The organism is Isoptericola sp. NPDC019571, from assembly GCF_044389385.1.
GTDB classification, from domain to species: Bacteria; Actinomycetota; Actinomycetes; order Actinomycetales; family Cellulomonadaceae; genus Isoptericola; species Isoptericola nanjingensis.
In genome coordinates, this window is sequence record NZ_JBIRXZ010000001.1 from 172,101 (window position 1) to 197,786 (window position 25,686).

Annotated in this window: 25 protein-coding genes and 1 tRNA gene; 16 read left to right on the top strand and 10 right to left on the bottom strand. The window is 74.8% G+C overall.

Annotation, left to right across the window (positions count from 1 at the left end):
• The first annotated feature begins 1 nt into the window (after window position 1).
• On the top strand, window positions 2-1,948 hold the full coding sequence (locus ACH443_RS00790) for an NHL domain-containing thioredoxin family protein (protein WP_430589208.1): 1,947 nt from the start codon (window positions 2-4) through the stop codon (window positions 1,946-1,948).
• Window positions 1,949-1,982: 34 nt separating this feature from the next.
• On the opposite strand, the gene ACH443_RS00795 is transcribed toward ACH443_RS00790, so the two are convergent.
• Window positions 1,983-2,423, bottom strand: a complete 441-nt coding sequence (locus ACH443_RS00795; RefSeq protein ID WP_430589209.1) for a MarR family transcriptional regulator — start codon at window positions 2,421-2,423, stop codon at window positions 1,983-1,985.
• 107 nt (window positions 2,424-2,530) lie between these two features.
• Here ACH443_RS00795 and ACH443_RS00800 point away from each other — a divergent pair, with 107 nt between their 5' ends.
• A complete protein-coding gene (locus tag ACH443_RS00800) occupies window positions 2,531-3,436 on the top strand; it encodes an alpha/beta fold hydrolase (protein ID WP_430589210.1) in 906 nt (301 codons plus the stop codon).
• A 10-nt stretch (window positions 3,437-3,446) separates the two neighbouring features.
• The gene (locus ACH443_RS00805) at window positions 3,447-4,313 is read left to right on the top strand and encodes a carbohydrate kinase family protein (RefSeq protein WP_430589211.1); all 867 of its coding nucleotides are present in this window, start codon (window positions 3,447-3,449) and stop codon (window positions 4,311-4,313) included.
• A 13-nt stretch (window positions 4,314-4,326) separates the two neighbouring features.
• On the opposite strand, the gene ACH443_RS00810 is transcribed toward ACH443_RS00805, so the two are convergent.
• The gene (locus tag ACH443_RS00810) at window positions 4,327-5,040 is read right to left on the bottom strand and encodes a response regulator (protein WP_430589212.1); all 714 of its coding nucleotides are present in this window, start codon (window positions 5,038-5,040) and stop codon (window positions 4,327-4,329) included.
• Window positions 5,037-6,371, bottom strand: a complete 1,335-nt coding sequence (locus tag ACH443_RS00815; protein WP_430589213.1) for a sensor histidine kinase — start codon at window positions 6,369-6,371, stop codon at window positions 5,037-5,039. The genes ACH443_RS00810 and ACH443_RS00815 overlap by 4 nt, the downstream gene beginning before the upstream one ends.
• A gap of 122 nt (window positions 6,372-6,493) precedes the next feature.
• Between ACH443_RS00815 and ACH443_RS00820 the strand changes: the two genes are divergently transcribed.
• Window positions 6,494-7,372 carry a GAP family protein gene (locus tag ACH443_RS00820; RefSeq protein WP_430589214.1) on the top strand — a complete coding sequence of 293 codons (879 nt, stop codon included), beginning with the start codon at window positions 6,494-6,496 and terminating at the stop codon, window positions 7,370-7,372.
• Here the strand turns inward: ACH443_RS00820 and ACH443_RS00825 are convergent, their stop codons facing one another.
• A complete protein-coding gene (locus ACH443_RS00825) occupies window positions 7,373-8,380 on the bottom strand; it encodes a phosphotransferase family protein (protein ID WP_430589215.1) in 1,008 nt (335 codons plus the stop codon). It abuts the gene before it with no gap.
• Between the two features lie 21 nt (window positions 8,381-8,401).
• Window positions 8,402-9,046 (bottom strand): HAD family hydrolase, encoded by a 645-nt coding sequence (locus tag ACH443_RS00830; RefSeq protein WP_429765739.1) that lies wholly within the window; start codon window positions 9,044-9,046, stop codon window positions 8,402-8,404.
• Window positions 9,047-9,146: 100 nt separating this feature from the next.
• Between ACH443_RS00830 and ACH443_RS00835 the strand changes: the two genes are divergently transcribed.
• Window positions 9,147-10,031 carry a sugar phosphate isomerase/epimerase family protein gene (locus tag ACH443_RS00835; RefSeq protein WP_430557717.1) on the top strand — a complete coding sequence of 295 codons (885 nt, stop codon included), beginning with the start codon at window positions 9,147-9,149 and terminating at the stop codon, window positions 10,029-10,031.
• Window positions 10,032-10,071: 40 nt separating this feature from the next.
• Here the strand turns inward: ACH443_RS00835 and ACH443_RS00840 are convergent, their stop codons facing one another.
• The gene (locus ACH443_RS00840; protein WP_429765743.1) at window positions 10,072-10,674 is read right to left on the bottom strand and encodes a TetR/AcrR family transcriptional regulator; all 603 of its coding nucleotides are present in this window, start codon (window positions 10,672-10,674) and stop codon (window positions 10,072-10,074) included.
• 52 nt (window positions 10,675-10,726) lie between these two features.
• On the opposite strand from ACH443_RS00840, the gene ACH443_RS00845 reads away from it, so the two are divergent.
• The 3 genes from ACH443_RS00845 (at window position 10,727) to ACH443_RS00855 (ending at window position 14,205) form a co-directional block, all read left to right on the top strand.
• The gene (locus tag ACH443_RS00845; RefSeq protein ID WP_430557716.1) at window positions 10,727-11,269 is read left to right on the top strand and encodes a DinB family protein; all 543 of its coding nucleotides are present in this window, start codon (window positions 10,727-10,729) and stop codon (window positions 11,267-11,269) included.
• An 87-nt stretch (window positions 11,270-11,356) separates the two neighbouring features.
• Complete coding sequence (locus tag ACH443_RS00850) at window positions 11,357-12,361, top strand: hypothetical protein (protein WP_429765746.1); 1,005 nt, start codon at window positions 11,357-11,359, stop codon at window positions 12,359-12,361.
• 812 nt (window positions 12,362-13,173) lie between these two features.
• Window positions 13,174-14,205 (top strand): pirin family protein, encoded by a 1,032-nt coding sequence (locus ACH443_RS00855; RefSeq protein ID WP_430557714.1) that lies wholly within the window; start codon window positions 13,174-13,176, stop codon window positions 14,203-14,205.
• Window positions 14,206-14,224: 19 nt separating this feature from the next.
• On the opposite strand, the gene ACH443_RS00860 is transcribed toward ACH443_RS00855, so the two are convergent.
• The 4 genes from ACH443_RS00860 to ACH443_RS00875 all read right to left on the bottom strand — a co-directional run bounded on the left by ACH443_RS00860 (window position 14,225) and on the right by ACH443_RS00875 (window position 16,768).
• Window positions 14,225-15,622, bottom strand: coding sequence for a hypothetical protein (locus ACH443_RS00860; RefSeq protein ID WP_430589216.1), 1,398 nt, complete (start codon window positions 15,620-15,622; stop codon window positions 14,225-14,227).
• 137 nt (window positions 15,623-15,759) lie between these two features.
• Window positions 15,760-16,230, bottom strand: a complete 471-nt coding sequence (locus ACH443_RS00865; protein ID WP_430589217.1) for a nitroreductase family deazaflavin-dependent oxidoreductase — start codon at window positions 16,228-16,230, stop codon at window positions 15,760-15,762.
• 158 nt (window positions 16,231-16,388) lie between these two features.
• A tRNA-Gly gene (locus ACH443_RS00870) sits at window positions 16,389-16,462 on the bottom strand.
• Window positions 16,463-16,564: 102 nt separating this feature from the next.
• Window positions 16,565-16,768 carry a cold-shock protein gene (locus ACH443_RS00875; protein ID WP_429765752.1) on the bottom strand — a complete coding sequence of 68 codons (204 nt, stop codon included), beginning with the start codon at window positions 16,766-16,768 and terminating at the stop codon, window positions 16,565-16,567.
• A 572-nt stretch (window positions 16,769-17,340) separates the two neighbouring features.
• Between ACH443_RS00875 and dcd the strand changes: the two genes are divergently transcribed.
• The 8 genes from dcd to mnhG all read left to right on the top strand — a co-directional run bounded on the left by dcd (window position 17,341) and on the right by mnhG (window position 25,676).
• Window positions 17,341-17,916, top strand: a complete 576-nt coding sequence (gene dcd / locus ACH443_RS00880) for a dCTP deaminase (RefSeq protein ID WP_429765754.1) — start codon at window positions 17,341-17,343, stop codon at window positions 17,914-17,916.
• A 125-nt stretch (window positions 17,917-18,041) separates the two neighbouring features.
• The gene (locus ACH443_RS00885) at window positions 18,042-19,160 is read left to right on the top strand and encodes a hypothetical protein (protein WP_429765756.1); all 1,119 of its coding nucleotides are present in this window, start codon (window positions 18,042-18,044) and stop codon (window positions 19,158-19,160) included.
• A gap of 116 nt (window positions 19,161-19,276) precedes the next feature.
• Complete coding sequence (locus ACH443_RS00890) at window positions 19,277-22,195, top strand: Na+/H+ antiporter subunit A (protein ID WP_429765758.1); 2,919 nt, start codon at window positions 19,277-19,279, stop codon at window positions 22,193-22,195.
• Window positions 22,192-22,725, top strand: a complete 534-nt coding sequence (locus ACH443_RS00895; protein WP_430557701.1) for a Na(+)/H(+) antiporter subunit C — start codon at window positions 22,192-22,194, stop codon at window positions 22,723-22,725. Before ACH443_RS00890 ends, ACH443_RS00895 begins: the two co-directional genes overlap by 4 nt.
• Window positions 22,725-24,341: a Na+/H+ antiporter subunit D gene (locus ACH443_RS00900; protein ID WP_430557700.1), complete on the top strand. Its 1,617-nt coding sequence runs from the start codon at window positions 22,725-22,727 to the stop codon at window positions 24,339-24,341. The genes ACH443_RS00895 and ACH443_RS00900 overlap by 1 nt, the downstream gene beginning before the upstream one ends.
• Entirely contained in the window at window positions 24,338-24,916 is a 579-nt protein-coding gene (locus ACH443_RS00905) for a Na+/H+ antiporter subunit E (protein WP_429765762.1), read from the top strand. Before ACH443_RS00900 ends, ACH443_RS00905 begins: the two co-directional genes overlap by 4 nt.
• Complete coding sequence (locus tag ACH443_RS00910) at window positions 24,913-25,323, top strand: monovalent cation/H+ antiporter complex subunit F (RefSeq protein WP_429765765.1); 411 nt, start codon at window positions 24,913-24,915, stop codon at window positions 25,321-25,323. Before ACH443_RS00905 ends, ACH443_RS00910 begins: the two co-directional genes overlap by 4 nt.
• A complete protein-coding gene (gene mnhG / locus ACH443_RS00915) occupies window positions 25,320-25,676 on the top strand; it encodes a monovalent cation/H(+) antiporter subunit G (RefSeq protein WP_429765766.1) in 357 nt (118 codons plus the stop codon). Before ACH443_RS00910 ends, mnhG begins: the two co-directional genes overlap by 4 nt.
• Window positions 25,677-25,686 lie beyond the last annotated feature (10 nt).

The window sequence follows — 25,686 nt, forward strand, 5'->3', positions numbered from 1 at the left end:
GGTGAGCTCCCCCCGACTGCCCCGCGTCCGTGCCTCCGAGCTGGTCGGCCGCGGCTGGCTCAACACCGGCGGCCGCGACGTCGCCCTCTCTGACCTGCGCGGCAAGGTCGTGGTCCTGGACTTCTGGACCTTCTGCTGCATCAACTGCCTGCACGTGCTGGACGAGCTGCGCGAGCTAGAGGAGCGGCACCGCGACGAGCTGGTGATCGTGGGCGTGCACTCGCCCAAGTTCGCGCACGAGGCCGACCCGGACGCGCTGGCCGCCGCCGTCGAGCGGTACGAGGTGCACCACCCGGTGCTCGACGACCCGGAGCTGGTGACCTGGGGCGCGTACACCGCCCGCGCCTGGCCGACGCTCGTCGTCGTCGACCCGGAGGGGTACGTCGTGGCGCAGATGGCGGGGGAGGGGCACGCGTCGGCGATCGAGGCGATCGTCGACGAGCTGGTCGCCGAGCACGACGCGAAGGGCACCCTGCACCGCGGCGACGGGCCGTACGTGCCGCCCGAGCCGACGTCGGGCACGCTGCGCTTCCCGGCGAAGGCGGTCGCGCTGCCGGGCGGGAACCTGCTCGTGGCCGACGCCGGGCACCACTCGCTGGCCGAGCTCGGGCCCGACGGCGAGACCCTCGTGCGGCGCATCGGCTCCGGCGAGCGCGGGCTCGCCGACTCCCGCGGCGACGCGGCCCCGGACGAGGCTCGGTTCAGCGAGCCGAACGGCCTGTGCCGGGTGCCGGACGAGCTGCGCCCCGCGCTCGGCTACGACGTGCTCGTCGCGGACACGGTGAACCACGCCCTCCGCGGCGTCGACCTCGCCACCGGGCGGGTGCGGACGGTGGCGGGCACGGGCGAGCAGTTCATGGTGGGCGGGCAGGAGAACGTCGTCGGGTCGACCGACGCGTTCGACCCGGCCACGGCCTACCCCGCCGCCTCCGTGCGCCTCAGCTCGCCGTGGGACGTCGCGTGGTCGCCGCGGCTGGGCGCGTTCGTCGTCGCGATGGCCGGGAACCACACGCTGTGGGCGTTCGAGCCGCTGGCGGGGACGGTCGCGCTGCTCGCCGGCACGATGAACGAGGGCCTGGAGGACGGCCCCGGCGCCGACGCCTGGTTCGCGCAGCCCTCCGGGCTGGCGCCGGCGACCGGTCCCGGCGCCGCCGACGCGATCTGGCTGGCGGACGCCGAGACGTCGGCCCTGCGCCGGGTGACGCCGGCCGACGACGGGTCGGTCGCCGTGACGACCGCCCTCGGGCAGGGGCTGTTCGACTTCGGCCACCGCGACGGCGTTGCGGGCGAGGCGCTGCTGCAGCACCCGCTGGGCGTGGCGACGCTGCCCGACGGGAGCGTCGTCGTCGCCGACACGTACAACGGCGCGCTGCGGCGGTACGACCCGGCGGCGGACGTCGTGACGACGCTCGCCACCGGCCTCGCGGAGCCGAGCGACGTGCTGGTCGAGACGTCCGACGACGGCGTCCGCCTGCTCGTCGTGGAGTCCGCCGCGCACCGGCTGACGCGGGTCGCGCTGCCGGCGGACGTCGCGGGCGAGGTGCTCGACGCCGGCGCGCACCGCGTGGCGCGCCCGGCGACGGAGGTCGCGCCCGGCGAGCTGCGCCTCGACGTGCCGTTCGTGCCCGCCCCGGGCCAGAAGCTCGACGACCGCTGGGGCCCGTCCACCGAGCTGCGGGTGAGCGCCACCCCGCCGGAGCTGCTGCTCGACGGCGCGGGCGACGGCGTCGACCTGGATCGCGTGCTGGTGCTCAACCCGGACGTCGCCGACGGCGTGCTGCACGTGACGGCCAAGGCCGCGTCGTGCGACGTCGTCCCCCTCGGCCCGGACGGCGAGCCCGACCCCGACGTCTTCCCCGCCTGCCACCTGGCGCAGCAGGACTGGGGCGTGCCGGTGCGCGTCACGCCCGACGGCGACGCCTCGCTGAGCCTGCCGCTGCGCGGCTGACCGGCGCGCCGTTCTCCGGCCGGTACGCCGGTCGCTAGCGACCCCGACGGAGATTCCGCGAGAGCACCTCGAGCGCCTGCGAGACCTCAGGCAGTCGGTGGGTGTCGTCGGGTCCGAGCGCGGCGACGAGTGCCTCGTCGATCCCGGCGGCGCGGACCTGGGCCACCCGTTCGGACGCCTGGGCGGCTTGGCGCACCAGGGCCCGTCGTCGGTCGCCCGGGTCGGTGACGGTCTCGATCGAGCCTGCCTCCCTGAGGCGGGCGACGGCCGAGGACACCTGGCTCTGCGGCAGTGCGGTGCGGGCAACGATCTCGCTGACGGTGGTGTCGGGGTGGTCGGCGATGTCGCTGGCCACGACGAGCACCGTGCGGTCGCTGCCCCCGCGGGCCGCGGTCCCGGCAGGGGGCGGTGGCAGGGCTTCTTCGCCGATCTTCATGAGGGTGCGTCCCAGCAGGAACAGCTCGACTCCGTTCACGAGAGGGACCCTACATCGAGGTTGATATATCTCTATTGATCCATCTATTTAGATGGACTATGGTGACGGAGGACGCGGCGCGAGGTCGCGACCAGAGGGAGCCACCCATGTCCGTCACCACCGGCACGCTCGACGTCCCCGGCGCAGCCCTGCACTACCAGGTCTGCGGCACGGGGCCGATGCTGCTGATCTCCCAGAGCGGCGAGGGCGACGCCGACCGCAGCCACGACCTCGTCGCCCGACTCGCCGACTCCTACGCCGTGGTCACCTACGACCGTCGCGGGCTGTCTCGCAGCCGTCTGGTCGACCCCACCCGGGGCGTGACCATGGACGAGCACGCCGACGACGTCCATCGCCTGCTGGCGGCCCTCACCGACGAACCCGCGCTCATGCTCGGCTGCAGCCTCGGCGCCGTCATCGGCCTGCATGCCGCACTCGCGCACCCCGAACAGCTCCGGACGCTGGTGGCGCACGAACCCGTCGCCCCGGGTCTGCTGCCCGACGAGCTGCGCGCACGTCATGAGCTCGAGCTCGCCGAGCTCCAGGACCTGTACGCCCGGGCGGGCCTCGGCGCGACGCTGCCCGCGATCGCGAGGACCCTGGGCATCGACCCGACAGGAGCGGACCGCGAAGACGACCTGACGCCTCAGCCGATGACCGCGCAGCGCGTGACCAACTTCGACCACTTCATCCGCCACGACTTCAGCGCGATCGTCCACGACACGTTGGACACCGCGGCACTGAGGGACGTCAGCACGCGCATCGTGCCGGCCACCGGGCGCACCACGCCACGGACCGTCTTCGACCATCTCGCCGCCGCAGCACTGGCCACGCTGCTCGACCTCAGGTTGCAGGAGGCCCCCGGTGGTCACAACGGCAACACCACCCACCCGCGCGCCTACGCACGATGGCTCCGGGAGACGCTCGATCCCCTCGACCGACCGGTGGGCACCCGTCGGGAACCTGACGGGAGCGTCGGCCCTGACCCGGAACGAGTGTGCGTGGTGTCCTAGTGTTCCGGGCGTGACCGCACCGAGCTCCGCTGACGTCCTCGTCGCCGGCCCCGCGTCCTGGAACCGCATCGTGCACCTGGACGCGCTGCCCGATCCGACGCCCCACACCGTGTTCGCGCGCGGCGCGTACGACACGGTCGGCGGTACGTCCGCCGGCAAGGCGCTCAATCTCGCGAGCCTGGGCCGCGGCGTCGTGCTGCGCACCGTGCTCGGGGACGACGACGAGGGCGCGCGCGTGCGCGGCGTGCTCGTCGACGCGGGCGTGCGGGTCCTCGCCGAGCCGTCCCCGGACGGCCGCACGGAGAGCCACCTCAACCTCATGGACGCCGGCGGCGGTCGGCTGTCGGTCTACCTGCGTGCGCCCGGCGAGGTCCCCGCCGCGGGGCGCGGCTGGGACGCGACGCTCGCCGCCGTGGACGCCGCCGCGGCCGTCGTCGTCGACCTCGCCGCGCACTCCGTCCCCGTCCTGGTCGCGGCCGCCGAGCGGGGCCGCGACGTGTGGGTGGACCTGCACGACTACGACGGCACCACGGAGTTCCACCGCCCGTGGGCCGACGCGGGCACGCACGTGTTCCTCAGCTCCGACCGCCTGCCCGACCACCGGTCGTTCATGGCCGAGCGGCTCGACGCCGGGGCCCGGCTTGTGGTCTGCACCCACGGCGCGCGGGGCGCCACGGCCCTCACCGCGGACGGTTTCGTGGACGTCCCCGCCGAGCCGGTGGACGACGTCCTGGACACCAACGGCGCGGGCGACGGGTTCTTCGCCGGCTTCCTCGACGCCCACCTGCGCGGCGCGGACCTCGCCGAGGCGCTCGCGGCGGCCGCGGCCCACGCCGCGCGCGTGGTCCGCAGCCCGGGCCTGGCGCCCGCCGGCTGACCGGACGGCCGGGTCAGGCCAGGCCAGTGTCCCGCGCGACGATCGCCGCCTGCATCCGGGAGACCACGCCCAGCTTGGCCAGCACCCGGGAGACGTGGGTCTTCGCGGTGGCCTCGGTGATGACCAGCTCGGCCGCGATCCCCTGGTTGGACAGGCCGCGCCCCAACGCGCCGAGCACGTCGACCTCGCGCGGGGTGAGGTCGGCGAGGCGGGCGTCGGCGAGGTCCGGCGCCGCGCCGGGCGCGGGGTCGGCGGCGACGGTGGGCGTCGAGGTTCCCGCAAGCTGGGCGAGGACGCGCCGGGTCACCTCGGGCGCGAGGACGCCGTCCCCCGCCGCGACGCGGCGCACGGCGTCGAGCAGCGCGGCGGGCTCCGCCGTCTTGAGCAGGAACCCGGCGGCGCCTGCGCGCAGCGCGCCGTCCACGTACTCGTCCAGGTCGAACGTGGTGAGCACCAGGACGTCCGCCAGGCCCTGGGCGGCGATGGCGCGGGTGGCGGCGATACCGTCCGTGCCCGGCATGCGCAGGTCCATGAGCACGACGTCGGGCCGCAGCGCGCGGGCGTTGGTCACCGCCGCGTCCCCGTCGGCCGCCTCGCCCACCACCTCGACGTCGTCCGCCGCGTCCAGGAGCATCCGCAGGCCGGCGCGGATCGCGGCGTGGTCGTCGGCGATCAGCACGCGGACGACGGCGCCCGCCGCGCCGCCCCGGGTCGCTGGCGTCGTCATCCTCGGGTCCCCCTGTTCTCCCGACCGGCCTCCGCGCCGGCCGGCACCCGGGCGCGCACGGCCCAGCCGCCGTCGTCCGTCGCGGCGGCCTCGAAGGTGCCGCCCAGCGCCTCCGCGCGCTCGCGCATGGTGAGCATCCCGGTCCCGGCGCTGAGCGGCAGCCCGGCGGCGTCGACGAGTTTCCCCCGGCCCGCCGGAGGTGCGGCGTTCCGCACCCCCAGCACCACCGCGCCGCCGCGCGGTCGCGGCTCGCGGGCCAGCCGCACGGTCACCGCCGCCCCGGGCGCGTGCTTGCGCGCGTTGGTCAGGGCCTCCTGCGCGATGCGGTACAGGGCGTGCCCGACGGCGGCGGGCAGGTCGGCGCGGGCGATGCCGTCCGGGTCCTCGAACGTCACGACCGTGCCGTCCGCGCGGGCCGCGGCGAGCAGGTCGTCGAGGCGGTCGAGCCGCCCGGGCGCCGCGAGCGGGTCGCGCGGCGCGTCGGCGCGCAGCAGCTCGATCATGGACCGCATCTCCGTGAGGGACTCGACCGCGCTGGTGCGGACCTGCTCCAGCGCGCCGCGGTCGCGCGCGGCGTCCGGCGGGGTGCTGAGCGCCGCACCGGAGTGGATCGCGATGGTGGACAGGTGCGAGGCGATGACGTCGTGCAGGTCGCGCGCCATCGCCGCCCGCTCCGCGCGCACGGCCTCGTGCCGGTCGAGCTCGGCGATCCGTTCGAGGTCGGTGGCGCGCCTGCGCTCCAGCTCCGCGGTCCGCCGGGCCTCGTCCGCGCGGGACCGTTCCACGGCAGCCAGCTCGGACTTCTGCCGCACGTTGTCCGCCCACCACATCGGGACCAGCAGGATCGCGCTCAGGTTCAGGCCCGTCGTGACGAAGGCGCGCGCGTCGCGGGTCGCCTCGCCGGCGGCGACCGCCCCCGCGACGGTCAGCGCGACGGCCGTGCCCCACAGCCACCGGCGCGCCGTCGGGCCGGACCACATCGCTGCCGCGAACAGCAGGTCCCACAGCACGAGCAGGATCGCGAGGCTGCCGCCCCACGCCAGGTCCACCAGGGTGACGGCGACACCGCCGGCGAGCGCCAGCATCGGGCGAGAACGCTTGACGAGCGTGAGGGCGCACCCGACGGCGAGGAGCGCGACCCGCCACCACGGCTCCGGCACCACCGCGCCGAGAGGGCCGCCACGGAAGAGGTCGACGAGCCCGACCTCCAGCAGGAGCCAGCCCAGCGCGAACAGGGTCAGCGCAGTGGCGACGTCGCCGCGCCGGTCGTCGCCGCCCCACACCCGCACGAGCCTCCCGAGGAGGGTGGGGGCGGGGCGGTCGGTCGTCACCGCACCATCCCAGCACAGGGAGCCCGACGGGGGATCGGTCGAAGGGTGTACCCCCGGTCGGCCGTGCAGGATCAGTCGTTCGGGCGACGACGGCCGCCGGGCCGGCCGCGAGGATCGTCGGCATGGACCTCATCGACCTCGGCGGGCTGGAAGGCGCGGGCCTCGGCGTGCTCGCGGGAGCGCTGGTCGTGCTGGCGCTGATCGACTCGACCAGCTTCGGCACCCTGCTCATCCCCGTGTGGCTGCTCATGGCGCCCGGCCGGCCCCGACCGGCGCGGCTGCTCGCGTACCTCGGAACGGTCGCGGGCTTCTACCTCGCGGTGGGGATCGCGGTGATGCTCGGGGCGGGTGCCCTGCTGGACCGGTACGGCGACGTGCTGGACTCGCGGCCGGTGATGCTGCTGCAGCTCGCCCTCGGCGTCTTCCTGTTCGCGATCAGCTGGCGTTTCGACGGCAAGAAGGCCGAGGCGCGGGCCGCGCGCCAGGGCGCGAAGCCCGGGCGGCTGGTGCGCTGGCGGGCACGGGCCATGGGGATCGAGTCGGCCGCGGGCGCCGAGAGCACCGCGAGCACCGCGAGCACCGCGGGCACGACGACGCCGGACGGCGCCGTGGCGGGCCTGCTGCCCGGGACCGTCCCGACGTCGACGGTCGCGGCACCGAACGCGTCGCTGTTGCCGCTGCTGGGGCTGGCGCTCGGCGCGGTGGCGCTCGAGGTGGGGACGATGCTGCCGTACCTGGCGGCGATCGGCCTCATCACGACGTCGGACCTCGGCGCGGGCACGAGCGTCGGCGTCCTCGCCGCGTACTGCGTGGTCATGGTGCTGCCGGCGCTGCTCCTGCTGGGCGGGCGGCTCGCCGCAGCCCGGTTCGTCGAGCCGCTGCTGGCCCGGCTGGAGAGGTGGCTGTCCAGGAACGCCGCCGACCTCACGGGCTGGGCGCTCGGCATCCTCGGTGTGCTGCTGACGCTCAATGCCCTCGGCCGGCTCGGCTGGACGGGCTGATCAGGCCTCCAGCTCGTCCAGCACCCGCTGCAGGTTGGCGCGCGCAGTGCGCTGGTACCCGGCCACCCAGTCGCCGGAGTACCCGCGGGGCACGATCTCCACGACCAGGAGGCAGGCGAAGTACGCCCGGTAGAGGCGCAGGCGCTGCCAGGCGTCCGGGTCGCCCGAACCCGGCGTGCCGTCGCCGACGCCGAGGTCCCCGCCGGCGTCCCGGTAGCCGGCCAGCAGCTCCGCGTCCACGGCGCCGGCGCCGAGCTGGTCCGCGCCGACGAGCTCGAACACCGGGTCGCCCCACAGCGCCCGCTCGGCGTCGAACGCCCCGACCACCGTGCGGTCGGCGGGGTCGAGCAGCAGGTTGCCGGGCCACAGGTCGGCGTGCACGAGCCGCGGCGTCGTGACGGCGGCGAGCAGTTCGTGGTGCCGCTCGACGGCGGCCAGGAGCCGGCCGGCGGGCAGCTCGACGTCCCAGCGTGCGGCGTCGTCGAGGGCGGCGCGCACCATGCGCGCGAACGCCTCCGGCCAGGTGGCGGCGGCGAGGCCGGCCTCGGGCGCCGGGTAGCCGAACGGGTCGGGGGCGTCGTCGTCGCGGTCGAGGCGGTGCAGGCGGGCCATCAGGCCGCCCAGCGAGCGGCGGGCCCGGGCGGCGGTCGCCTCGTCCAGCTCGAGGGTGCTCCACAGGTCGCCGTCGAGGAAGGTCGTGACGAGCGCGTCGCCGTCCACGTGGGCGCGCGTCGTGTCGTGGTGCAGCACCCGTGGCAGGGGCAGGCCGGCGGCGTGGGCGACCCGGTCGACCGCCGCCTCCGTGCCGAGCACGCCGTGCTCGTAGCGCAGCAGGCGGGAGGTGTCCGCGCCGGTCACCTTCACGACCACCGTCCGCCCGTCGGCGAGGTCGGCGCGCACCACGCTCGCGAACAGGCCGCCGCTCAGCGGAGCCACGCGGCGCACGTCGCCGAGCGGCGCGAGCAGCGCGAGGACCTGCTCGTCGGTGACCGCCGCCTTGGTGAGCACGCGCGTGAGCGTAGCGGCCGGTCAGCCCGCGAGGAGCGCGGGCAGCTCGAGCAGCGAGTCGACGACGGTGGTGCGCGCCGCCTCGGGCCGCTCGGCGTGCAGGTACCCCCACGGGCCGCGGCGGACGAGGATCGGCATCATGCCGGCGTCGGCGGCAGGCAGGACGTCGTTGTCGAGGCGGTCACCGACGTACGCGATCTCGGCGGCGGGCACGCCGGAGAGCTCGGCGACCTTCGCGAAGAACCCCGGGTCGGGCTTCTGCACGCCCCACTCGTCAGAGGTGCGGATGGCGTCGACGGGCAGGTCCATCGCCTCGAGCGCGGCGCGCGCCTGCGGCGGCTGGTTCCCCGCGACGACGACGGCGAGCCCCGCGGCGCGCAGCGCGGCCAGCGCCTCGCGCACGTCGGGGTAGAGGTCGTCGGCGTCGAAGTTCTCCCGCAGGCCGGCCGGGTCGTCCGCCGCCCACCGCTCGATCTCCGCGGGGACGTCGAGGTCCGGGCGGACCATCTCGAACGCGTGCCGGTGCGACAGGTCGAGGGCCGCGCACCCGCCGAGGACGCCCAGGAACGTCAGGGCCGGCACGCCCAGGCGGTCGGCCCAGCGGGTCCAGATCCGGGTCTCGTCGATGAGGGTCTCGCCGACGTCGAACACCACCGCACGCACCATGCCCGTGACCCTATCGGGCACGCGCCCTGGCATCCTCCGCGCTGCCGGAGGACAGCCTGTTGTCAGCGTCCGTTCAGATCCTGCGGCTATCGTGCGGAGCATGGCTGAACCGCGCGAAGCCCAGGCAGTCCCCGTGACGCTGTCGACCGCCTCGGTGTATCCGCGCCGCGCGGCGTTCGCGTTCGAGGTGGCGGCCGAGCTGGGGTACGACGGCGTCGAGGTCATGGTGTGGTCCGACCCGGCCACGCAGGACCCGGCCCAGCTGCAGCGGCTGTCCGACGAGCACGGGGTGCCGATCCGGTCCGTGCACGCCCCGACGCTGCTGGTCAGCCAGCGGGTGTGGGGCCGGTCGCCGGCCGACAAGCTGCGCCGGGCCGTCGACATGGCGGGTGAGCTCGGCGCCCCGACCGTCGTGGTGCACCCGCCGTTCCGCTGGCAGTACAAGTACGCCCGGCAGTTCCAGGACCTCGTGCACGAGCTCAACGAGGCCAGCCTCCACCAGGACGGCGGCGTCACCGTCGCGGTGGAGAACATGTACCCCTGGAAGCCGCGCTCCCGCGGCGACCGCGAGCTGAAGGCCTACCTGCCCGGCTGGGACCCGGCCGAACACGACTACGACGCCGTGACCCTCGACCTCTCCCACGCGGCGATCGCCCGTCAGGACGGGCTCGCGCTGGTGCACGGCTTCGGCGACAAGCTGCGGCACGTGCACCTCGCCGACGGGACGGCGTCCGGCCGCGACGAGCACATGGTGCCCGGCCGCGGCGACATGGCGTGCGACAAGGTGCTCGAGGAGCTGGCGCGGCGCGACTACGCGGGCGACGTCGTCGTCGAGATCTCCACGCGCAAGGCGCGCACCGCGAGCGAGCGGCACGCCGACCTGCAGGCCGCGCTCAAGTTCGCGCGGGCGCATCTCGCCCCGGTTCCGGAGCCGTACCAGCCGCCCCCGCCGGAGCACCACCACCTGCCTGCCGACGCCTGGTAGGCGCCGCCGGTCGTGGCGTCGCGGTGTCGTGGCGGCGCGGTCAGGCCACGGCGACGCGGGCGCCGACGGCGCGCAGCACGAACGCCTCGGTGGCGCGGATCGCGCGCTCCCGTGCGGCGGGGTCGTCCGGGATGAGCCTGCCCGACAGGCACGCGTTGACGAGCTGCACGGTCGGCTCGATGTCCTGCTCGGGGAACTCGCCCTCCGCGATCCCCGCGCGCAGGATGCGCTTGAGGATCGACTCGACGATCTCGGCGTGCTCGCGCAGCCGCGCCTGCGTGGTGCGCGAGAGCACGGTGCGCAGGTCCGGGCCGGGCGCGAGGTGGAAGACGCGGGTGAGCTGGGCCTGCTGACGGATGTACGTCCGGAGCTGTTCGACGGGGTCGGCCACCTCGGCGAGGGCCCGCTCCAGGGTCTGCGCGTACTGCTCGGTCTCGTGGGTGATGAACCCGAGCAGCAGGGCTTCCTTGTCGGGGAAGTGGTTGTAGACCGCGGTGCGACCGACGCCGGCCGCCGTCGCGATGTCGGCCAGCGTCACGGAGTCGAACCCTCGCTCGGACATCAGCGTCGAGAGGGCGGTGAACAGCTTGTGCCGGGTCATCTGGCGGTGCTCGTGCAGGCTCTTCCCGATGATCTTGGGCATGCTGACATCATAGGCATCCGTTGTCAGCACCTCTGGACGCTAGGGTTCGGTTGTGACCGACCCCACCGCTCAGCCAGACGGCATCGTCCCCGACACCAAGGACTGGACCTGGGTGCTGGAGCGCCCCTGTCCGGACTGCGGCTTCGCGGCCTCCGAGATCGCGCCGTCCGACGTCGGGCCGGCCGTCCGCGAGACGTTGCCGCGCTGGCGCGTGGCCCTCGCCCGCCCCGACGTCGCCGCGCGGCCCCGCCCCGAGGTCTGGTCGACGCTCGAGTACGCCGCCCACGTGCGCGACGTCTTCCGCATCTTCGACGAGCGCCTCGCGCTGATGCTCGCCGAGGACGACCCGGCGTTCGCGAACTGGGACCAGGACGTCGCCGCCCTCGAGGGCGACTACGCCCACCAGGACGTCGCGACCCTGGTCGCCGAGCTCGACGCCGACGGTGCCGCCGTCGCCGCGGCGTTCGACGCCGTCGCGCCGGGCGAGGAGGAGCGCACCGGGCGCCGGTCCAACGGCTCGGTCTTCACCGTCCGCACGCTGGGGCAGTACTTCCTGCACGACGTCGTGCACCACCTGCACGACGTGCGCGCCTGACGGACCTCGTCTCGCGTCTGCGCAGGTCACACGTTCGCAACACGGTCGTGACACGCAGGTGACGGCGGGGCCGGTACGGTCCGCGCCATGGCCAGGGTCCCGGCGCTCGTCCCCGCGGAGCACACCTCCGACCACGTGCTCGTCGTGCCACGTCCGGCCGGCGACGGCGGCGGCCCGGGCCACGACCTGCCCGAGCTGGCTGCGGCCTGGTTCGACGACGTCGGCTGGCTGACCCCGCCGTCCGCCGCCGGACCGTCCCGGACCGGCGGCGGGGCGCGGTTCCACGGGGTGCGGGCCGCGGCCCGGCCGTCCGCGGGGGTGCTGCGGCTCGGCGAGGAGCACCGGGCCACGGGGCCCTTCCCTCTCGACGCCGACGCGGCCGCGGCGCTGGGGTGCGCGCACCCGGCCGAGGCCTGGGCGCTGGGCCGCGCGGACGGCGCGCTCGACGTCCGGGGCGGTCGGCCCGGCGTGCACGACGACCGCGACGGGATCGCGCGGGCGTTCGCCGCGGCGCTGCCCGTGGGGGAGGAGCTGCGCGTCGTCGGCTGGGCGGTCGCGGTCGCCCGACGCGCGTCGGGGCTGCTGCTCGCCGACGGCCGGCAGGTGCTGCACCCCGACCCCGGCGCCGCCGTCGACCTGGCGGTCTGGCCGGCCCGCCCGGTGCCCGCCGGGGAGCTGCTCGAGGTGGTGCGGGCCGTGGTCGCCACCTCGACCCTCGAGGCGGTGCCGGGCGGCCCCGGCCACCGGGTGCTCGCCCGCACGCCGTACGACGGCGACCTCGTGGTCACCCAGGAGGCGGCGGGCCGGCTGCCGCGCGCGCTCGCGGACCGGTCGTGGCCCGACGAGGTTCCCGCGACGGTCGTCCGCCTGGCATGGCGGCCGCAGGACCCGTACGAGCTGGGGGTCTCCGACCCGTCGGGGCTGCACGTGATCGCCCGGGACCGTGCGCGTGCCCTGCTGGCGCGGGCCGCGACGCTGCTGCACGGCCGGGCGGGCGGCGCCGTCGTCGACGACGCGGGCTTCGAGGTCACGGCGCCCGAGCTGGAGCTGCGGCGAGCGGCCCCGACGCCGGGCGCGCGCGCCTGGGTGTGAGGCGGGGTCGTCCACAGCCCCTGTCCACAGCCCCTGTCCACAGGGCGGGGTGGACGGGGGTGCGCTCTCCCGTGGCGCTTCACCTGCGACGTTCCACGGTGGAACGGTGTGAGGGCGCTCGCCGGGGGCCGTGCGGAGGTGCGGGGCCGGCGGGACCCGATGCCCGCGGAAACCGCGAGATCCTGCGGATCGCGCGACGGTCCGGGCGGTGTGGGCCAGGCCGGTTTGGGGCGGTCCGTGGTCCCGGCGGGCGGGCGGGGGCGTGTCGCGCCCGGCGCGTCGTCCACAAATTTCTTCCACAGGCCTGTGGGTGACGTGGGGATTCCGCGGGTCACCCTGTGGACGAGCCTGTGGCCGGAGGATCCACCCGGAAAACCTGCTCCACACCCCTTGCACCGCATCCGTAGCAGGTCTAGAAACGTGCGTACCGGTCTTGCGGAGATCGGGTCGGAGATCACCTGAGAAGGTGGTCGCCCGCCCGCTCCACGGGACACGGTCGACCGGAGAACGACGGGCCGTCCCGTACCGCGGTGCGGGTTGTGGGTGACGACACAGGTGTCTGTACGGGGCCGGAAGACCACCCGCGTCCGGCTGTTCGTGGAGAACGGGTTCTGCAGAGGCGACGACGCACCAGGCCTCGACGGGACACGGCGAGCGGTCGGGGTCGTGACGTCGCCACGGCACCCCTGGTCCCCGGGACCGTCGACCAGGGGTACGCGGTTCTCTCCGAGGCCCCCCGGCCGCCCCGGGGGGCCTCGGCACGTCCGGACCGCGTGCTCTCGCCGTCGCGCCGCGCGGCCTACGCTCGGGCCATGAGCAACCTCGAGACCCGCCCGGCCGAGCGCACCTGCACCGCCGGCGACCGCCCGGCCGGCGTCGAGCTGCTGACCGCCCGCGACGTCCCGCTCGGCGGCCCCCGCGCGATGACCGTGCGGCGCACCATCCCGCAGCGGCAGCGCTCGCTGGTCGGCGCCTGGTGCTTCTGCGACCACTACGGGCCGGACGACGTGTCGGCGTCCGCGGGCATGCAGGTGCCGCCGCACCCGCACATCGGGCTGCAGACCGTCTCGTGGCTGTTCGCGGGCGAGATCCTGCACCGCGACTCGGTGGGCTCCCTGCAGACGGTGCGGCCCGGGGAGCTCAACCTCATGACCGCGGGCGTCGGCATCTCCCACTCGGAGGAGTCGCCCGCCGAGGGCCGCCCGCCCCAGCTGCACGGCGTCCAGCTGTGGACCGTGCTGCCCGAGGCCGACCGGACCTCCGCGCCGCACTTCGAGCACCACGGCGACCTCCCGGTCGCGACGCCGGGCGGCGCACGCGTGCAGGTGTTCATGGGCGGGCTCGAGGTCGCGGGGGAGCGGCTGGTGTCCCCGGCCCGCACGTACACGCCGATCGTCGGCGCCCAGCTGGACCTGCCCGCGGGCGGGAGCGTCACGCTGGGGACGGACCCGGGCTTCGAGCACGCCCTGCTCGTCGACGCCGGAGACGTCACGCTCGAGGGCGAGACCGTGCCGCCCGCCGCGCTCGGCTACGTGGCCCCCGGCCGCGAGAGGCTGGTCGTGACGGCGGGCGCCACGCCCGTGCGCGCCGTCCTCATCGGCGGCGAGCCGTTCACCGAGGACGTCGTCATGTGGTGGAACTTCGTGGGCCGCACGCACGACGACGTGGCGCGGGCCCGCGCGGACTGGATGGCGCAGGTCGCGGACTCCGGCGAGGGCACCCCGACCCGGTACGCCGACGGCGCCGCGGGCCGCCGGTTCGGCGAGGTGCACGGGTACGCGAGCGGCCCGCTGCGCGCGCCGGTGCTGCCCGACGTGCGGTTGCGGCCGCGCACCCGTCGCTGACGCGCCGACGGGCGTCGGGTCAGGTCCGGGGGAACGTCACGCGCACCTTCGCGACACCGTCGGACGTGGAGCGCACGGTGAGGCGCATCGCGCCGGAGCGGGTGGTGAACGACGAGCCCTCGCGCAGGTTCGAGCGCCGGGCGGACTCCTTGCCCATCGGCACGATCAGGTGCTCGCCGGGATAGGCCCAGGTCGATCCCCGCCACCCGAGACGGCTCACGGTGACGCCGTACGAGACCGTGTAGTCGCTCGCCACCCGCCACGGCATGCCGCCGAGGTACCGGTACGTGGCCCCCGACGGGCGGCGGAGCTCCACGTAGTAGTACTGCCCGGTCTTCGGGTCGACGGCGCGCAGCAGCGTGGGCCGGCTGGTGCTGCGGTGCCGGGCGTCGAGCGTGACGGTGCGGGCGCCGCCCTTCCTCGTGACGGTCACGACGTCGGACGACGGGAGCACGCCCAGGCGCTTCTTCTGGGCGCCCGACAGCGGGGCGGTGCCGACGGCGGCGAAGTCGGCACCCATGAGGTCCATCGGGTCGAGCCCCTCGACCGCACCGCAGCGGGAGGACGTGAAGGTGCGGTCCGGGACGTCCCCCGTGCACCAGCCGACGCCCGAGTGCTCCAGGCCCATGTTGTGGCCGAGCTCGTGCGCCAGCGTGGACACCGCCGTCGCGTACTGCGGGTGCGTGAATCGGGAGCTGCGGGCCGCACCGCCCGGGCCGCCGAACAGGGAGAACGACCAGCCGCCCGGGTTGTCCCGGCTCGCCTTGCTCGGCAGCGAGCCGAGCCCGAGCGTGCCGCCGCAGGTCTCCGACTCGCGCGAGCCGCCGGGGTAGTCGCCCCGGAGGTACGGAAAGAGCACCACGAGGTGCTCGCGCGTGCCCGGGCCGCGGGTCGTGGAGTCCCACCACCCGGCGCCGTAGTGCGCGCGCCCGCCGCGCTTCACCTGCGTGAGGATGCGGCCGGTCGTGGTGCACCGGCCGTCGCCCGTGTCGACGCGCTCGACCGTCGAGGAGCGCACGAACCTGACCCGGCCGCCCGACTGCTCCGACCAGTACGCCGACACCTTCGCGAGCAGGGCGTCCACGTCGGCGTCCCGCACCAGCCGCGCCGCCCGGGTCTTCGACATCCAGCGCGGCGTCGCGACCGCGACGTCCACCCGGTGCACCGTGCGGTCCGTCCGGGCGCGGAGGGCGGTGCCTGCGAGGTCCGGCCGGGTGACGGCCGACTGCCAGCGCACCGTGTCGTCGACGACGGCGCCCGGCGGGGCGTCGTCGATGCCGGGGGTGTTCGCCGCGGCGCTCGGGACCGCGGCGCTCGGGACGGCGGCTGCCGTCGCCGGGGCGCCGACGGCCGCGAGCGGCTCCGCCAGCAGCGCGGCGGTGACGAGGGCGACGACGGTGATCGCGCGTGCCTGCATGGTTCCCCCCCGGGCTCCGGATGCGCGCCGGGCGGGCGCGATCGGCACGAGCAGCGTAGGCACCGGTCCTGTCGTGCCGCCCGTGGGACCGGGGGTGAGGTGCGTCGGTCAACGGGTGAAATCGTCGCCCAGGGCGCTCACCCGAGGCGCAGCTCGACCACCGGCACGACCTGCAGCCAGTCCGCCTCGCCCCGCTCGCGGGCAAGGGGCTCGGCCCACTCGGCGAGGACCGGGCCGAGCTGCGCCCACGGCCCGGGGTGCGCGTCGGTGTACGCGCGCAGGACGGCGGCGCCGTCGTCCGGGTCCAGCACGACGGCGCGGGACCGGACGTCGCGCCGCGTCCCGATCGACACGAGCACGCGCGGGTCGGCCTGCACGTTGCGGAACCACTGCGACCGCGGCCCGAGCCCGGCGACGACGACGGCGCGGTCCGGCGCCGGCCGCGCGACCACCTCGAGCACGACGTACCGCCGCTCCCCGCTGCTGCGCCCGCGGTGCTGCATCATCAGCAGCCGTCCGCCGGCGAGGAAGCCCAGTCCCGCCCGGAACAGGCCGATCGGAGCGCGCACGAACCAGCGGGTGTGCAGCATGCGGGACGCGAGACTCATGCCCGCGAACGTATCGTCGCCGTCCGTCGTCGTCCCGTCGGCGCGGCAGTTCGGGCTCACGGCGGCAGCTCGAACTGCCGTCGTGAGCACAGAGTGCCGCGCCGAGCATCCGGTCGGGGAACGACGAAGGCCCGGACCGAACGGTCCGGGCCTCGCGGTGGAGCGGGTGACGGGAATCGAACCCGCGCTGTCAGCTTGGGAAGCTGAAGTTCTACCATTGAACTACACCCGCGCAGCAGCACCCTGACGGTGTGCGCGCCCCGATCATACCCAACCGGGGGTGATGCTCCGAACCGGTGGCCGGCACGCCGCGGACGGCGTGCCGGCGGCGGTGTCAGAGCGGGCGGATGTTCGACGCCTGCATGCCCTTGGGGCCCTGCGTGACGTCGAACTCGACCTGCTGGCCCTCGTTGAGGGAGCGGAAGCCGTCCGCGACGATGGCGCTGTAGTGCGCGAACACGTCGGCGGTGCCGTCGGAGGGGGCGATGAAGCCGAAGCCCTTCTCCTCGTTGAACCACTTCACAGTTCCGGTGGTCATGGTGTCTTCTCTCGTTGATGCGACGGACCCGCGAACCGGGGTCCGGTCGTCGCACCCGGGCGGGTGCGGACGGTGTGGGCGCGGGCTCGGCGAGCACGCGGGACGCCGTGGCGGGACGGGGCGCGCAGCCCCGTCGCCTCGGCGAGGGTGGGGACGACGGCGACGGGCCGCGAGAAGCGGTCGTGCACGTGATAGCCGTCCGGGAGTCGGGTGATCATGCCCCCGTACTCGCCGTCGACCGTCGCGACCCACAGGTCGTCGTCGGCCCGGCGCCACACGGGGGTAGGTCGGGTGCTGCCCTCCGCCGCGGATGCGGACGTGGGCCTTGCGATGGTGGAAGAAGTGATGCTCTCTGCTCTGCTCTCGTTCCGCGCGACCCGGTGTTCGTCGGGCGGAGATCGTCGTGGACGGCGGTTCGCCGTCGGCGCGCGGACCTGGCTTCGATGCGAGGTACCGAAGAGTGCCGGGGTCGGATCCCGCGGCGTGCGCGGCCTCCATGGTACACGAGGCGCGGCCGGGCTCCGGCGCCGGACGACGGGGCACCCGCCCGCCGACGCGACTACCGTGTCCCCGTGCTGCTCTCCGACCGCGACATCCGGGCCGAGCTCGACGCCGGGCGGGTCGTCCTCGACCCCTACGACCCGACGATGCTCCAGCCCTCCAGCATCGACGTCCGCCTCGACCGGTACTTCCGGCTGTTCGACAACCACAAGTACCCGTTCATCGACCCGTCGCAGGAGCAGCCCGAGCTCACGCGCCTCGTCGAGGTGTCGCCGGACGAGCCGTTCGTGCTGCACCCCGGCGAGTTCGTGCTGGGGTCCACGTTCGAGTCGGTGACGCTGCCGGACGACGTCGCGGCGCGGCTCGAGGGCAAGTCGTCGCTCGGCCGGCTTGGACTGCTCACGCACAGCACGGCCGGGTTCATCGACCCCGGCTTCTCGGGGCACGTCACGCTCGAGCTGAGCAACGTCGCGACGCTGCCGATCACGCTGTGGCCGGGCATGAAGATCGGCCAGATGTGCTTCTTCCGCCTGTCGTCGCCGGCGGAGCACCCGTACGGCTCGGACGCGTACGGCTCGCGGTACCAGGGGCAGCGCGGTCCGACGGCGAGCCGGTCGTGGCAGTCGTTCCACCGGAGCGAGGTCTGAGCGCCGCGCGCGGACGCGGCACCGGGGCGCCTGACAGGCCGTTCCGCGACGGGGCGGGACGTCGCTACGCTCGGTCCCGCCGCGCCGGCACCGGCGCGCCCCGGTCCCGGAAGGAGATCCGCCAAGTGGCCCAGAACCAGCCCGCACTGCCGCCGCTGCCCCAGGTGGCGGCGCAGGGTCATCAGGCGCGTCACCTGCTGGGGGTGCCGTCGGACGTCGTCGTCGACGAGATCGAGGTCCTCGCGATGTCGCGGTTCGTCGGCACACGCTGGGACGTGGTCCCGGCGGACCTGCCCGGCGCGGACGTCCCCGTGGGCCGCATGGCGAACCCGGGGGAGCCCGGGGTGCTGCGGCTGTCGCGGCACAGCGTCGTCTCCGGCCCGTACGCGCCGTCGGGCAAGGGTGTGGACGCGGGCCTGCCGGGCGGGACCGCGTTGGTGTTCGACGTCGTGTGCCCGCGCGAGCGCTGGGACGACGCGGCCCGCTTCGGCGGCGACCGCGACGGCCTCGGGCGGGCGTTCCCCGCGGCGCTGCCGAACCGCGAGGAGGAGCGGGTCGTCTCCTGGCTGCTCCAGGCGGCGCGCCGGCTGGGCGGCTCGGTGCGGCTCGACGTCGCGGGCGCGTGGGACGACGCGGACGGCGGCCGGCGCGCGGCCGGCCCGGGCGTCGTGCTGACCCCCGACCCCGACCGGGCGGTGGACCTCACGGTGTACTCCGACATCTGGCTGGACCCGCAGGCCGCGCACCGCGTGCTGCAGGCCACGCACCCGCGGGTGCGGCTCGCGACGGAGGGCCGGCCGTACCAGGGCCCGCCCGCGGGGATCGCGGACCGGCCCCTGTACCCGGGCGAGCCGCTCGACCCCGAGGTGCGCAAGGCGATCCACGAGCGCGCCGACGACGTCGACATCGAGGCCCTGCAGGCGCCGATGGTGCTCGACGCGTACGGCCTGACGACCGACCTCGGCCTCGACGGCTCCGTCACCGTCGAGGTGATCGGCGACGAGACGCTGCCCCTGCTGGTGCGCGAGCTGCCGTGGGCCGCCGCGGGCGCCGTCTGCTACCACGTGCGCTGGGACCCGCCGGACCTGTACGAGGCGAACCAGGAGTTCCCGCAGGCGGCGCACGTCGTCGCCCGCCGGCGTGCCGCCGACCTCGTCGGGAAGATGGCGGTGGCGATCCACGCCGCCGTGGGCGGCGAGATCGCGGACGAGGCCGATTTCCTGCTGGCCCCCGAGGACCTGTAGGGCCGGCGTCGAGCGCGACCCAGGTCACACCGGCGTGTCATCTCGTCAGCGTCGGACCATCGCTCGATGCCGGTAAAGTAAAGCCGACGCCCCGCCCCTCGACCGGACGGAGTGCTGTGCTCTCAGTGCTGCTCTTCACCTTCCTGCTGGCCCTCGCGGCGCCGGCTCTGGTGGCGTGGGTGGGCAGAAGAGCCTTCTGGGTGCTGGCCCTCGGGCCTGCGTCGGCCGCCGCGTACGCGCTGGCGATGACCCCCCGGGTGACGGCGGGAGACTTCCCGACCACCGAGGTGCCCTGGGTGCCCGGCCTGCACCTGTCGATCACGCTGCAGCTCGACACGCTCGCGTGGTTCATGCTGCTCGTGGTGGGCGGCGTGGGTGCCCTGGTGCTGCTCTACTGCTCCGCCTACTTCGCCCGCGACGCCCTCGGCCTCGGCCGGTTCGCCGCCGTGCTCACGGCCTTCGCCGCCGCCATGGTCGGCCTCGTCGTCGCCGACGACCTGCTGCTCCTGTTCGTGTTCTGGGAGCTCACCACCGTCTTCTCCTACCTGCTGATCGGCCACTACGCCGACCGCAAGGCGTCCCGCCGCGCGGCCATGCAGGCGATCGTGGTGACGACGGCGGGCGGCCTGGCCATGCTGGTGGGGCTCATCATCCTCGGCGTCGTGGGCGACACCTGGCGCGTCTCGGAGCTGGTCGCGGACCCGCCGTCGGGCACCGCGGTCACGTGGGCGGCGGTCTGCCTGCTCGCGGGCGCCGCGACGAAGTCCGCCCTCATCCCGTTCCACTTCTGGCTCCCCGCGGCGATGGCAGCCCCGACGCCGGTGTCCGCGTACCTGCACGCGGCGGCCATGGTCAAGGCGGGTGTCTACCTCGTGGCGCGCTTCGCCCCGGCGTTCGCCGACCTGCCCGTCTGGCGCTGGCTGGTGCTGGTCCTGGGCGGCGGCACCCTGCTGCTGGGCGGCTACCAGGCGCTGCGGCAGCACGACCTCAAGCTCGTGCTCGCGTTCGGCACGGTCTCCCAGCTCGGCCTGATCGTGCTGCTCCTGGGGCTCGGGAGCAAGGCGCTGGCGCTCGCCGGCCTCGCGATGCTCGGGGCGCACGCCATGTTCAAGGCGGCGTTGTTCCTCGTCGTCGGCGCGGTCGACGTCGCCACCGGCACCCGCGACCTGCGCAAGCTGTCCGGGCTGTGGCGCACGATGCCGTTCACCACCGTCGCGGGCGTGCTCGCGACCGCCTCCATGATCGGCTTCCCGCCGTTCGCCGGGTACGTCGCCAAGGAGGCCGCGCTCGAGGGGCTCTGGCACGACGTCACCCACGGCGCCGGGGCGGTCGAGTGGATCGCGCTCCTCGCGGTGGCCGTCGGCTCGGCGCTGACCGTGGCGTACGGCCTGCGGTTCGCGTGGGGCGCGTTCGGGACCAAGCGGCGCCCGGGCGCCGCCGCGGCCGCCGCCGTGGGCGACACCCCGACGACGCGCGACGCCGCGGCGGAGCCCGCGCCCGCGACGCCGGTGCGCCGCCAGCCGTGGCTGCTCGTCACGCCGCCGCTCGTGCTCGCGGTCCTCGGCCTGGCGGTCGCGCTCGCCCCCGCGACGGGGGAGCGGCTGCTGGCCCCGTACGCGGACCGCTACCCGGGCGGCGAGCCGGGCCACCTCGTGCTGTGGGGCGGCTTCACCCCGGTCCTCGCCATCACCGTGCTGGTGCTGCTCGCCGGCTTCGTCCTCTTCTGGCAGCGCGCCCGCGTGGAGAAGGCCCAGGACTTCCTGTGGTCCCCGCGCTCCGCCGAGGTCACCTACCGGCGCACGATGCGCCGCCTGGACGACCTGGCGGCCGACGTCACCGCCGCCACCCAGCGCGGTTCGCTGCCCGTCTACCTCGGCGTGATCCTCGTGGTCCTCGCCGTCGCGCCCGGCATGGTCCTCGCGTCGGGGATGGTCGGCGGCCACCCGCAGGTGGAGCTCGTGCTGTGGGACCGCCCCGCCGACGCCGCGGTCGTCGCCGTCGTCGTCGTCTCCTGCGTGCTCGCCGCCCGCGCCCGCCGACGTCTCAAGGCCGTCCTCCTGGTGGGCGTCGCCGGGTACGCCAACGCGACCCTGTTCATGCTGCACGGCGCCCCCGACCTCGCCCTCACCCAGGTGCTGTGCGAGACGATCACGCTGGTCGTCATGGTGCTGGTGCTGCGCCGCATGCCCCCGTACTTCACCGACCGGCCGCTCGCCGCCAGCCGCTGGCTGCGGCTCGCGCTGGCCGTCGTGACCGGCGCCGTCATGATGGCGTTCACCGTCGCCGCGCCGCTGGTGCGCGTCGCCGAGCCGATCAGCACGCACTTCCCCGACGAGGCCTACACGTGGGGCGGCGGCAAGAACATCGTCAACGTGACCCTGGTCGACATCCGCGCCTGGGACACCGTCGGCGAGATCTCCGTGCTGCTCGTCGCGGCGACCGGAGTCGCGTCGCTCATCTTCCTGCGGCAGCGCAGCGGCGAGGTGCTGCGGCTGTCCCGCGTGGACGAGGTCAGCCGGTCCGACCCGCACACGCGCCGCGTGTGGCTCGCCGCGGGCAGCACGCTGGAGCCCGAGCGCCGGTCCGTGCTGTTCGAGGTCGTCACCCGCGTGATCTTCCACGCCATGATCGTCTTCGCGCTGTTCCTGCTGTTCAGCGGGCACAACGCGCCCGGCGGCGGCTTCGCGGCGGGGCTCGTGGTGGGCATCGCGTTCGCCGTGCGGTACCTCGCGGGCGGGCGGTACGAGCTGGGCGAGGCCGCGCCGGTCAACCCCGGCGTGCTGCTCGGCACCGGCCTGTTCCTCTCCGCCGGCGTGGGCCTCGCGACGCTCGTCGCCGGGCAGGAGGTGCTGCAGAGCACGATCGTCGACCTGCACTTCCCGGTGCTCGGCGAGGTGCACCTCGTGACCTCGCTGTTCTTCGACATCGGCGTGATGCTCGTCGTCGTCGGCCTGGTGCTCGACCTGCTGCGCACGCTCGGCGCCGAGATCGACCGCCAGGATCCGCGGCCCGCCCGCGAGGAGGTGTCCGCGTGATCGTCCTCGAGAACACGCCGCCGGCGATCCTCGTGCTGGCCATCGGCGTCCTGTTCGCCACCGGCGTCTACCTGCTGCTGGAGCGCCCGCTCACCCGGGTGCTGCTCGGCTTCGTCCTCATCGGCAACGGCGTCAACCTCATGCTGCTGGTCATGGGCGGGCGCTCCGGCGCGTCGCCGATCATCGGCAACGCGCCGGACGGCGTGCGCATGAGCGACCCGCTCGCGCAGGCGATGGTGCTCACCTCGATCGTCATCACGCTCGCGCTCACCGCGTTCGTGCTGGCCATGGCCTACCGGTCGTGGCAGCTGCACGGCCACGACGAGGTCGCGGACGACGTCGAGGACCGGCGCGTCGCCCGGCACGCGGCGCTCAACGCCCCCGCGTTCGAGGACGCGGACGACACCGAGCCGGACCGGACGCTCGACGAGGAGGCCGCCGACGTGTACGACGACGTCGACGACAGCGACGACGGGCCCGCCGACGGTCACGCCGACCGTCACGCCGACCGTCACAAGGAGCGCCCGTGATGCCCTGGGACTCCGCCACGCTGGTGCCGCTGCCCGTCATGGTGCCGCTCTTCGCGGCCGGACTGACGCTCGCCCTGCACCGGTACGCCCGCGTGCAGCGCATCATCAGCGTCACCGCGCTCGCCGCCGCCCTTGCGGCGTCCGTCGGCCTGCTGGTCGCCGCGGACGGCGGGCCGATCGTCGTCGAGGTCGGCAGCTGGGCCGTCCCCGTCGGCATCGACCTCGTGGCCGACCGCATCTCCGCGGTGATGCTCACCGTCTCGTTCGTGATGCTGCTCTGCGTGCTCCTGTACTCCCTGGGCCAGGGCGTGCCCGAGGGGGAGGACGACCCGGGCACGACGCGCGGCGACATGATCCCCGTCGCGATCTTCCACCCGACGTTCCTCATCCTGGCCGCCGGCGTCGCGAACGCGTTCCTCACCGGCGACCTGTTCAACCTCTACGTCGGGTTCGAGATCCTGCTCGCGTCGTCCGCGGTGCTGCTCACCCTGGGTGGCACGGCCGAGCGCATCCGCGCCGGATCGGTGTACATCATCGTCACGCTGGTCTCGTCGACGCTGTTCCTCAGCGCCATCGCGCTCATCTACGGCGCCACGGGCACCGTGAACATGGCGCAGCTCGCGGAGCGGCTGCCGGAGATCGACCCGACCGTGCGCACGGCGCTGCAGCTCCTGCTGCTGCTCGCGTTCGGCATCAAGGCCGCCATCTTCCCGCTGTCCGCCTGGCTGCCGGACTCGTACCCGACGGCGCCCGCGCCGGTCACCGCCGTGTTCGCGGGCCTGCTCACCAAGGTGGGCGTGTACTCCATCCTGCGCACGCAGACGCTGCTGTTCCCGGACAACCCCACCGTGGACCAGGTGCTCATGGTCCTGGCGCTGCTCACCATGGTCATCGGGATCCTGGGTGCCGTGGCGCAGAACGACGTGAAACGTCTGCTGTCGTTCACGCTGGTCAGCCACATCGGCTACATGATCTTCGGCATCGCGCTCGCCACCGAGGCGGGCACGGCCGCGGCCATCTACTACGTGGTGCACCACATCTCCGTCCAGACGGCCCTGTTCCTCGTGGTGGGCCTCGTGGAGTGGCGGGGCGGGTCGACGTCGCTCGACCGGCTCGGCGGCCTCGCCAAGCTCGCCCCGGGGCTCGCGGTGCTGTTCTTCGTGCCCGCGCTCAACCTGGCGGGCATCCCGCCGCTGTCCGGGTTCCTCGGCAAGGTCGGGCTGCTCACGGAGGGCGCGACCGTGGGGACCGGGCTGGCGTGGGTGCTCGTCGTCGGGTCGGTCGTGACGTCGCTGCTCACCCTCTACGCGGTGGTCAAGGCGTGGAACAAGGCGTTCTGGCAGGCGCCGTCGGAGGAGATCGAGTCCGACGTCCCGCTGCCGCGCGGCATGGTGCTGCCCACCGGCGCGCTCGTCGCGTTCGGCCTGCTGCTCACGGTCGCCGCCGGCCCGCTCTACGGGTACGCCGAGCGCGCCGCCACCGCGTCGATGGACGGCCACACCTACGTGGACGCCGTCTTCCCCGACGGGGCGGACCGCGGCCGGGGCGAGTCCGTCGTCGTGGGCGACGACGGCGACGAGGCGCAGGGATCGGCACAGGGGGGTGGGCACGGATGAGCCCGCAGTCGCGCCGACCCGCCTATCTGCTGCGGCGGCTGGGCTCGCAGTGGCACGCGCTCCTGCTGCTCACCGTCGTGTGGGTGCTGCTGTGGGGCGACCTGTCGTGGGCCAACGTCATCGCCGGCGCCGTCATCGCCGGAGCGGTGGTCACGATGTTCCCGCTGCCGGCCATCGACATGCGCGGCACGGTGCGGCCGTGGCGGACCGTGGTCCTCGCGGCGAGGTTCGTCTCCGACCTGTTCGTCGCGTCGTTCGAGGTGGCGTGGAAGGCGGTCCGGCCGGGCCCGACGCCGCACGGCGCCATCGTCGCCGTCCGCCTGCGCAACCCCGAGGACGCGTACCTCACCATCACGGCCGTGATGTCGTCGCTGGTGCCGGGGTCGCTGGTCGTCGAGGCGCGCCGCAGCACCGGCGTCGTCTACCTGCACGTGCTCGACATCGACGCGTCCGGCGGCGCGGAGGCCGTGCGCCGCGACACGCTGGCGCTCGAGGAGCGGGTGCTGCGGGCCTTCGCCAGCGACGCCGTGCTGTCCCGGTGCGGCCTGGCGCCCGGGCGAGGGGAGGACGCATGATGCTCGCCGCCGTGATCGCGGCCGCCGTGCTCGTGGCCGTCGCCGCGCTGCTCGCGCTCGTGCGTGTGGAGCGAGGCCCGTCGATGCTCGACCGGGCGGTCGCGCTGGACACGCTCACCGTCACCCTGGTGTGCGCCATCGCGATCGAGGCCATCTGGTCGCGGCGCACGGAGACCATCCCGATCCTCGTCGCGCTGTCGATGGTGGGCTTCGTGGGCTCGGTGACGATGGCCCGGTTCGCCGCGAAGGAGCCGGAGGGCGAGGGCCGCGTGCGCACGCGTGAGGAGGTCGCCGCCCAGGCGCGCGCCGCCGACGTGCCGCGCGGGGAACAACGGCACGAGCAGCGCGACGGGGCGCGCGTCGATGCCGAGGACGACGCCGAGAGCGCGGAGGGTGGCCAGCGATGACCCACGTCGACCCGGGGGTGTGGACGACGGTCGCCGACACCGTCGCCGCGGTCTGCCTGCTCGCCGGCGCGTTCCTGACGCTCGGCGCCGGGCTGGGCCTCGTGCGCTTCCCGTCCCTGCTGGCCCGCATGCACACCGTCACGAAGCCGCAGGTGCTGGGCCTCATCCTCCTGCTCACGGCGCTCGCGCTCCGGGTGCGCAGCTGGTCGGCCGTCGCGATGCTCGTGCTGGTCGTCGCGTTCCAGCTCGTCACGTCGCCCGTCGCCGCGCACATGGTGGGCCGCGCGGGGTTCCGCACGGGCAAGGTCGACCCCGACGACCTGCGCCCCAACGAGTTCGGCGAGCCCGACTGACCCGCGGCTG

Bases quoted from the DNA above. Each gene is read 5' to 3' on its own strand.
- ACH443_RS00840 (WP_429765743.1), bottom strand. From the start codon at position 10,674: ATGCCCAAGATCATCGGGAAGAGCCTGCACGAGCACCGCCAGATGACC.
- ACH443_RS00820 (WP_430589214.1), top strand. From the start codon at position 6,494: ATGGACCTCATCGACCTCGGCGGGCTGGAAGGCGCGGGCCTCGGCGTG.
- mnhG (WP_429765766.1), top strand. From the start codon at position 25,320: ATGACCCACGTCGACCCGGGGGTGTGGACGACGGTCGCCGACACCGTC.
- ACH443_RS00835 (WP_430557717.1), top strand. From the start codon at position 9,147: ATGGCTGAACCGCGCGAAGCCCAGGCAGTCCCCGTGACGCTGTCGACC.
- ACH443_RS00865 (WP_430589217.1), bottom strand. From the start codon at position 16,230: ATGAGTCTCGCGTCCCGCATGCTGCACACCCGCTGGTTCGTGCGCGCT.
- ACH443_RS00910 (WP_429765765.1), top strand. From the start codon at position 24,913: ATGATGCTCGCCGCCGTGATCGCGGCCGCCGTGCTCGTGGCCGTCGCC.
- ACH443_RS00905 (WP_429765762.1), top strand. From the start codon at position 24,338: ATGAGCCCGCAGTCGCGCCGACCCGCCTATCTGCTGCGGCGGCTGGGC.
- ACH443_RS00830 (WP_429765739.1), bottom strand. From the start codon at position 9,046: ATGGTGCGTGCGGTGGTGTTCGACGTCGGCGAGACCCTCATCGACGAG.
- ACH443_RS00800 (WP_430589210.1), top strand. From the start codon at position 2,531: ATGTCCGTCACCACCGGCACGCTCGACGTCCCCGGCGCAGCCCTGCAC.
- ACH443_RS00875 (WP_429765752.1), bottom strand. From the start codon at position 16,768: ATGACCACCGGAACTGTGAAGTGGTTCAACGAGGAGAAGGGCTTCGGC.
- ACH443_RS00860 (WP_430589216.1), bottom strand. From the start codon at position 15,622: ATGCAGGCACGCGCGATCACCGTCGTCGCCCTCGTCACCGCCGCGCTG.
- ACH443_RS00900 (WP_430557700.1), top strand. From the start codon at position 22,725: ATGCCCTGGGACTCCGCCACGCTGGTGCCGCTGCCCGTCATGGTGCCG.
- ACH443_RS00810 (WP_430589212.1), bottom strand. From the start codon at position 5,040: ATGACGACGCCAGCGACCCGGGGCGGCGCGGCGGGCGCCGTCGTCCGC.
- ACH443_RS00855 (WP_430557714.1), top strand. From the start codon at position 13,174: ATGAGCAACCTCGAGACCCGCCCGGCCGAGCGCACCTGCACCGCCGGC.
- ACH443_RS00850 (WP_429765746.1), top strand. From the start codon at position 11,357: ATGGCCAGGGTCCCGGCGCTCGTCCCCGCGGAGCACACCTCCGACCAC.